Here is a 9,620-nt window from a genome sequence, read left to right on the forward strand (position 1 = left end):
GGTTTTATCGCTGTATAAGTATTTTTATCAGCATTTAATATATACTCTCCTTGCTCTTTTATCGTAGGTGCCATAAACACTTGTCTTAATGGCATTTCTACATTGAATTCCTTGTAAATTCTTGAGGTTAATACTACTGCCTTTAAGGAATGTCCTCCAACTTCAAAGAAGTTATGCTTTGTTCCTATTCCTTCAGTTCCAAGAACTTCAGTCCATAGTTCTATAAGCTTTTCTTCTATTTCATTTTCTGGTGCTATACAAGCTCCAGTACTTGCTATACTTCCTTCTGCCTTTGGAAGATCCTTAACATCAACTTTTCCGTTAGCAGTTAGCGGAATCTTATCAAGAATTGCATAATACGAAGGAATCATATACTCTGGTAGATTTTTCACAAGTTCTGCTTTGATTTCATTAGCAAAATCTTCTTCTACTTGATCACCTACTATATAAGCACAGATAACCTTGTCTCCTAATTTGCTTTCTTGTGCAATTACTACTGAATCCTTTATTCCTTTGCATCTCTTTATAGCAGCTTCTATTTCCTTTAACTCAACTCTGTAGCCTCTGATCTTCACTTGATCATCTATACGTCCAAGGATTTCTATTTCACCAGCTTGTGTCCATCTTCCAAGGTCTCCTGTTAAATACATTTTTTCTCCTGGAACATATTGATTTATAACAAATTTCTCTTCTGTTAATTCTGGTCTATTAATATATCCTTTTGAAAGTCCATAACCTGATACTGCAATTTGTCCAATAACACCTACTGGTTTTAGTTCATGGTTCTCTCCTAATATGTAGATGCCAGTGTTATCAATAGGTCTTCCTATTACTGGTTGCTTCTTAAATTCTTCAAATTTTGAATTATCAATTCTATGAGCTATACATCCTATAGTTGCTTCTGTTGGACCATAATGATTTACAAATTCAGCTTTAGGATATTTCTTGCTATATTTCTCTACATCATCAACATTTAACTTTTCTCCACCAAGAACAACTAATCTTAGGCTGTTACACTTTCCTTCCGCCTCAAAACTATGAGTATTTATAATCGCATTGAATAAAGATGGTGTTGCTTTTATAAAGGTTATTTCTTTTCCTCTATATATCCAAGGATTTGTTCTGGATCTTTATAAGTATCCTTTGACACTATATGAAGCTCACTTCCTTTTGTAAGAGCAGAATATAACGCTGTATATCCTAAATCAAAGCTTGCTGATGACAATAGCACTGCTTTATCCTTTTCGGTCACTTCAAATTCTCTTGTAAACCAATTGATGTAGTTAACAACATTTGAGTTTTCTAGAACTACTCCCTTTGGAGTTCCTGTAGTACCTGAAGTATATATTGTGTACATTGGTGACTCTGAAACTCTTTTTATTCCAATGTTGCTTCCATCACCTTCATATAATGATGAATCCTCTAAATCTATTCTTTGAAGCATCTCTAGATTTTCAAGGTTGAACTTTTTACTTGCAAGAAGCATTTCTGCCTCACTATCCTCTAGCATATAGCTTATTCTATCAGTTGGGAATTCAGGATCTATTGGTAAGTATCCTTTTCCTGTTTTTAAGATAGCTAGCATTCCTATAACCATTTCTATTGATGGCTCAACGATTATACCTATAGGTTTCTCTATGTTTTCTGCTTTTCCTATAATAAACTTCGCCAAGTTATTTGCCTTTTTATTAAGCTCTTCATAAGTAAGAATCTGATTTTCAAAAACTACAGCTATATTATTTGGATTATTTTCTGCTGCTGCTTCAAATAATTCTATAATTGTTTCTTTCTTAGACTTTTTACTCCATGGCTTGTTAAAACTTGTAAGAATAGTTTCCGTTTCTTCTTTAGTAATCATCTCTACTTCATTTAACTTCACTTCTGGGTTTACTGCGATTTGCTCTAAAAGCTTGATGAAGTGTTTTACCATAGCTTCTATAGTTTCTTTCTTGAATAATTGAACGCTATATTCAAAATCGAAATACATTTCATCTTCTCTTTCTTGTGCATGGAATGTTATAAAAAACTTAGATACATTATGTTCCGTATCATAATTGCTCACTTTTAATTCAGTAAACTCTTCATTAACTCCAGCAGTATTCTCCATAGCAAACATAGTATCAAAAAGAGGATTTCTATTTAAATCTCTTCTTATATCAATTTTTTCTATCAATTCTTCAAATTGATAATCTTGATTTTCATAAGCCTTTATAGAATTTTCTCTTACTTCACCTAAGAATTCTTTAAAAGTTTTGTCTCCTGTTGGATAGTTTCTCATGGCAAGAGTGTTTACAAACATACCAACTATATTTTCTAACTGCTTGTGGCTTCTTCCCACAATTGGAGAACCTACTATTATATCCTCTTGTCCAGAGTATTTTGAAAGAAGTAGATTATATGCTGCAAGGAATACCATATACATTGTGCTTGCAGTTTTCATAGCTAAATCTTTTAATGCTTCTATTAATTCATCATTTAAAGCAAACTCTATTCTATCACCTTCATGAGTCTTTACTCCTTGAAGTTTATAGTCAGTTGGAAGATTTAATACTGGTATTTCTCCACTAAGAGTTTCAAGCCAATATTTCTCTTGATTTTTCATATAGTTAGCTTGTAGGAGATTATTTTGCCATACTGAGAAATCCTTATATTGAACTTGTAATTCTTCTAAATTCTCCCCTTGATATAATTTTATAAGTTCGCTTATTAAGATTCCCATAGAAGTACCATCTGTTATGATATGATGCATGTCCATCATTAACATGTGTTTCTCATGATTTATCTTAACTAAAGCAACTCTTATAAGCGGTGCTTTACTTAAATCAAAAGGTTGTATAAAGTTATCAGCTATATCATCTAATTCATCTTCTCTAGCTTCAAAGAAATCCATTTTGAAAGGTACTTGTTTTTCTATTCTTTGTACTGGCTCTCCATCAACGACAATAAATGAAGTTCTTAAAGCTTCATGTCTTAGAATAAGCTTGTTTAAAGCTTCTTCCAGTCTTTCTCTATGAAGATTTCCTTCAATTATTCCTGTATAAGGAACATTGTAACCAGTACTATTATCTACAAGGCTATCAACTATATATAATCTTCTTTGAGCTCCAGATAAAGGATAGTATTCCTTTTCTTCTACAGGCTTTATTGATAAATACTCTTTCTTATCAGCTTTCATAATATAATCAGCTAATTGTTTTATTGTTTGCAATGAGAAAATAGTTCCTAAAGGTATTTCTACATTTAGCTCTTTATGTATTGCACCAATAACCAATATTGCCTTTAAGGAATGTCCTCCTAATTCAAAGAAGTTATCCTCTGTACCAACAGTTTCTATACCAAGCACTTGTTGCCATATGCTAACTAAAATTTCTTCTGTTTCATTTTCTGGTGCTACATAAGGCTTTCCTGTTTCAATCTTGCCTTCTGGCTTTGGAAGAAGTTTTTTATCTATCTTACCATTTTGATTTAACGGCATTTTATTTAATTGTACATAGTATGATGGAATCATATATTCTGGAAGCTTCTCACTAAGGTTGTTTCTTATTTCTGAAACTACAACTTCTTTATCTGAAGTTATATACGCACATAATACTTTTTCTGTACTTTGCTCTCCAAGTGCTACTACACAAACTTCCTTTATACCATATAAACTTGAAATCTGACTTTCAATTTCTCCTATTTCAATTCTAAAGCCTCTAATTTTAACCTGAGTATCTATTCTTCCTAAGAATTCTATGTTACCATCAGGCAACCATCGTGCAAGGTCTCCAGTCTTATAAAGTCTTCCTTTGCCAGTAAATAAATCAACTACAAATTTATCTTTTGTCATCTCTTCTTGGTTAAGGTAACCTAAAGCTATTCCATCTCCACCAACCCAAAGTTCTCCTGGAACTCCTATTGGTTGCAATGCTCCTTTACCATCAACTATGTAAGTTGTAGAATTACTTATTGGCTTTCCTATTGGAATGTCATTTCCATATTTATCCTCCACCTTACAATAAGTTGAGAAAGTCGTGTTCTCTGTAGGTCCATAAACATTTAAAATATCAATGTCTGGACAACTATTTCTAACACTATTCATATGCTTTGGTGATGCAGCTTCTCCACCAGTTAAGATAACTTTAATTCCTTCAAAGGTCTTAGGATTTTCCTGTGATAATTGATTAAATAACGCTGTTGTTAACCATAGTATTGTTATCTTATATTCTTTTATAGCTTTTTCGAGAGTTTCAGCCTTTAATATAGATTCATCATCTATAAGATAAAGCTCTACTCCATTAAGCATTGAACCCCAAATTTCAAAAGTGGAAGCATCAAATACTATTGCTCCAGTTTGAAGAATTCTATCATCTTCCTTAAACTGAATGTAGTTAGTATTTTTAACCAATCTAACAACATTTCTATGGGTAACCATAACGCCCTTAGGTTTTCCTGTAGATCCAGAAGTATATATGATATAAGCTAAATCCTCAGGTGCGTTTACATTTTCTAAAACATCTATATCTTTTTCATAAAGACTCTTATCCTTTAAGTCTATCAATTGACCGTTAAAATCAACGCCTTCTTTTAATCCACTATCCGTAAGAATAATCTTTGCATTACTATCCTTTGTCATATGCTCTATTCTATCAATCGGATACTTTGGATCAATTGGAAGATACGCAGCACCTGCTTTAATAATAGCTAAAGTACCAACAAGCATCTCTATATTTCTCTTCGCAATAATACCAACTACATCGTTAGGTTTGATATCTTTTTCCCTAAGAATTGTAGCTAGAGAATTAACTCTTTTGTTAAGTTCTCTAAATGTAACTTCTTCTTCCATAAATACCACTGCTGTTTTATCTGGCGTCCTTTGAACTTGCTCCTCAAAGCATTGAGCTAAGGACATATCCCTTGGATATAAGGCTTTCGTATCGTTGAAGTTATAGATTATTTCTCTCTTTTCAGCTTCAGAAATAAGAGTTATATCTTGTATTTTTCCATTAGGATTTTCTACTATAACCTCTAATACTTTAACAAAATGCTTTAACATTCTTTCTGCTGTCTCTTTTTTAAATAGCTTTGTGCTATATTCGAAGCCTAATTCTAGTTCATCCTTTACTTCTATAGCTGTTAATGTTAAATCAAATTTTGATACTGTGTAATCAAAATCTAAAGCTTTAACCTTTAAGCCTTGTGAATCAACTTCTTCAGCTCCAGTATTTTGCATAACAAACATAACATCGAATAATGGATTTCTGCTTAAATCTCTTCTTATATCAAGATTTTCAATAAGTTCTTCAAACTGATAATCTTGATTTGCAAAAGCATTAAGGGAGTTAATTTTAACTTCTTCTAAGAATTCCTTGAAGGTATCATTTCCTCTTGGATTATTTCTCATAGCTAAAGTATTTACGAACATTCCCAATATATCCTGAAGATCATTATGTGGTCTTCCTGCTGTAGGAAGTCCTACGATTATGTCTTCTTGATTTGTATATTTATTAAGAAGAACATTATACGCAGCCATAAGAGTCATATACATTGTGGTTCCTGTGTTAAGAGCTAATTTATTAATCTTTTCTCTTAAGTCACTATTTACAGTAATAGCTATAGAATCTCCTTCAAAGGTCTTTATTGCTGGTCTCTTATAATCTGTTGGTAGATTTAGAACAGAAATTTCTCCCTTGAACTTATCCAGCCAATATTCCTTCTGTTTGTCCATTATACCTTGTTCAAACAATTCATTTTGCCATACAGCAAAATCCTTGTATTGAAGTTTAAGTTCTGGTAATTGCTCATTATTATAAAGGCTGATGAATTCTTTCAATATTATTCCTCTTGAAACACCGTCGGATATTATATGATGCTTATCGTACATAAGTAGGTATTTATTTTCCGAGATTTCCATTACCCCTACTCTTATTAAAGGAGCCTTGCTTAAATCAAAAGGTTTTATGAAATCTTCGCTAATTTTCTTAAGCTTCTCTTTTCCTTCTAAGCTATTTTCATCTAAGGATTCCTCTGTTTTACTTCTAGTTACAAAGAATTCTACATCCTCATGAACTTTTTGAACTGGCTTACCTTCAACAAGGTGAAAAGAGGTTCTTAATGCTTCGTGTCTAGCTACTAATTTCTTAAATACTTCATCTAACTTATCTAAATCTATTGCTCCATCTATTATGTAAGCAGCAGGCATGTTGTAATTTATGCTATCCTTCTCAAATTTACTTAAAGTATATACTCTCTTTTGTGCAGAAGACATTGGATATACTTCCATCTTTTCTGCTGGTTTTATCGCTGTATAAGTATTTTTATCAGCATTTAATATATACTCTCCTTGCTCTTTTATCGTAGGTGCCATAAACACTTGTCTTAATGGCATTTCTACATTAAATTCCTTGTAAATTTTCGAGGTCAATACTACTGCTTTTAAGGAATGTCCTCCAACTTCAAAGAAGTTATGCTTTGTTCCTATTCCTTCAGTTCCAAGAACTTCAGTCCATAGTTCTATAAGCTTTTCTTCTATTTCATTTTCTGGTGCTATATATGCTACTGTATTTGCTATACTTCCTTCTGCCTTTGGAAGAGCTTTAACATCAACTTTTCCGTTAGCAGTTAGTGGAATCTTATCAACAATTGCATAATATGAAGGAATCATATACTCTGGTAAGTTTTTCACAAGTTCTGCTTTGATTTCATTAACAAAATCTTCTTCTACTTGGTCGCCTACTATGTAAGCACAAATAACTTTATCGCCTAACTTGCTTTCTTGTGCAATTACTACTGAATCCTTTATTCCTCTGCATCTCTTTATAGCAGCTTCTATTTCCTTTAACTCAACTCTGTAACCTCTGATTTTCACTTGGTCATCTATACGTCCAAGGATTTCTATTTCACCAGCTTGTGTCCATCTTCCAAGGTCTCCTGTTAAATACATTCTTTCTCCTGGAACGTATGGATTTATAACAAATTTCTCTTCTGTTAATTCTGGTCTATTAATATATCCTTTTGAAAGTCCATAACCTGATACTGCAATTTGTCCAATGACACCTACTGGTTTTAGTTCATGGTTATTTCCTACTATGTAGATACCAGTGTTGTCAATAGGTCTTCCTATTACTGGTTGCTTCTTGAATTCTTCAAATTTTGAATTATCAATTTTATGAGCTATACATCCTATAGTTGCTTCTGTTGGACCGTAATGATTTACAAATTCAGCTTTATGATATTTCTTGCTATATTTCTCTACATCATCAACATTTAACTTTTCTCCACCAAGAACAACTAATCTTAGACTGTTACACTTTCCTTCCTCCTCAAAGCTATGAGTATTTATAATAGCATTGAATAAAGATGGTGTTGCTTTTATAAAGGTTATTTCTTTTTCCTCTATATATCCAAGGATTTGTTCTGGATCTTTATAAGTATCCTTTGACACTATATGAAGCTCACTTCCTTTTGTAAGAGCAGAATATAACGCTGTATATCCTAAATCAAAGCTTGCTGATGACAATAGCACTGCTTTATCCTTTTCGGTCACTTCAAATTCTCTTGTAAACCAATTGATGTAGTTAACAACATTTGAGTTTTCTAGAACTACTCCCTTTGGAGTTCCTGTAGTACCTGAAGTATATATTGTGTACATTGGTGACTCTGAAACTCTTTTTATTCCAATGTTGCTTCCATCACCTTCATATAATGATGAATCCTCTAAATCTATTCTTTGAAGCATCTCTAGATTTTCAAGGTTGAACTTTTTACTTGCAAGAAGCATTTCTGCCTCACTATCCTCTAGCATATAGCTTATTCTATCAGTTGGGAATTCAGGATCTATTGGTAAGTATCCTTTTCCTGTTTTTAAGATAGCTAGCATTCCTATAACCATTTCTATTGATGGCTCAACGATTATACCTATAGGTTTCTCTATGTTTTCTGTGTTTCCTAAGATTGCTTCTTTGGCAACTATATCTTCTAAACTTTCTACTCCTGCTGCTACTTGAAGAGAAGTTTCTAATACTTCCTTAGCTTCTTCCATTAATGTCTTGGAAATTTTTGATACTGATTCTTGGGTTACTCTACCTTCAATTTCTTTTGATGGTGTTTCTAAAGTACCTATAATAACTTTTGCTAAATTGTTAGCTTTTTCATTAAGTTCTCTATAAGTAAGAGCGTTATCCTCAAAAACTACAGCTACACTATCTGGATTCTTTTCAGCTTCAGCTTCAAATAATTCTATTATTGTTTCCGCCTTTACTTCTTTGTTCCAAGGTTTATTAAAGCTTGTAAGTATTGTTGATTTCTCATCTTCCGTGATTAAATCTATTTCATTTAACTTAGCTTCTGGATTTTGTACAATTTGCTCTAAAACTTTTACAAAATGTCTTATCATTGCTTCAATGGTTTCTTTTTTGAATAGTTGAACGCTATATTCAAAATCGAAATACATATCATCATCTTTTTCTTGTGCATGGAATGTTATAAAGAACTTAGATACATTATGTTCCGTATCATAATTGCTCACCTTTAATTCAGTAAATTCTTCATCAATTCCTGCAGTGTTCTCCATAGCAAACATAGTGTCAAAAAGAGGATTTCTATTTAAATCTCTTCTTATATCAAGTTTTTCAATCAACTCTTCAAATTGATAATCTTGATTTTCATAAGCCTTTATAGAATTTTCTTTTACTTCACCTAAGAATTCTTTAAAAGTCTTATCTCCTGTTGGATAGTTTCTCATAGCAAGAGTATTTACAAACATACCAACTATATTTTCTAATTGCTTATGGCTTCTTCCCACAATTGGAGAACCTACTATTATATCCTCTTGTCCAGAGTATTTTGAAAGAAGTAGATTATATGCTGCAAGGAATACCATATACATTGTACTTCCAGTTTCTGCTGCTATTTCTCTTAAAGCTATAATCAATTCATCTGCTAAAGTAAACTCTATTGTATTACCTTCATGATTCTTTTCACCTTGTATCTTGTAATCTATAGGAAGATTTAATACTGGTATTTCCCCATCAAGAGTCTCAAGCCAATATTTTTCTTGCTTCTTCATAAAATCAGATTCTAAAAGATTATTTTGCCATACTGAGAAATCCTTATATTGAACTTGTAATTCTTCTAAAGTTTCCCCTTGATATAACCTCATAAGTTCACTTATTAAGATGCCCATAGAAGTACCATCGGTTATGATATGATGCATATCCATCATTAACATATGTTTTTCATCATTTATCTTAACTAAAGTAACTCTCATAAGTGGTGCTTTACTTAAATCAAAAGGTTTTATAAAACTTTCTGCTATATTTGCTAGTTCAGCTTCCTCTGCTTCAAAGAAATCCATCTTAAAGTCTATTTGTTTCTGTATCTTTTGTACTGGTTCTCCATCAACCATAAGGAATGAAGTTCTTAAAGCCTCATGTCTTAAAATAAGCTCCATGAACGCTTCTTCAAGCCTTTTCTTATGAAGGTTTCCTTCAATTATACTTGTATACGGAACATTGTAACCGGTACTTTCACCTACAAGACTATCGATTATGTATAGTCGTTTTTGTGCTCCAGATAAAGGATAGTATTCTTTTTCCTCTACAGGGATTATTGACATATACTCTTTCTTATCAGCTTTCATA

The 9,620-nt window shown here is 32.3% G+C and carries 1 pseudogene; it reads right to left on the reverse strand.

What is annotated here, in order from left to right:
* Positions 1–37 precede the first annotated feature (37 nt).
* A pseudogene (locus tag CLOCEL_RS22020) lies at positions 38–9,619 on the reverse strand (non-ribosomal peptide synthetase); the annotation flags it as partial.
* Position 9,620: the final 1 nt, after the last annotated feature.

It is taken from the genome of Clostridium cellulovorans 743B, from assembly GCF_000145275.1.
Classification (GTDB): Bacteria; Bacillota; Clostridia; order Clostridiales; family Clostridiaceae; genus Clostridium_K; species Clostridium_K cellulovorans.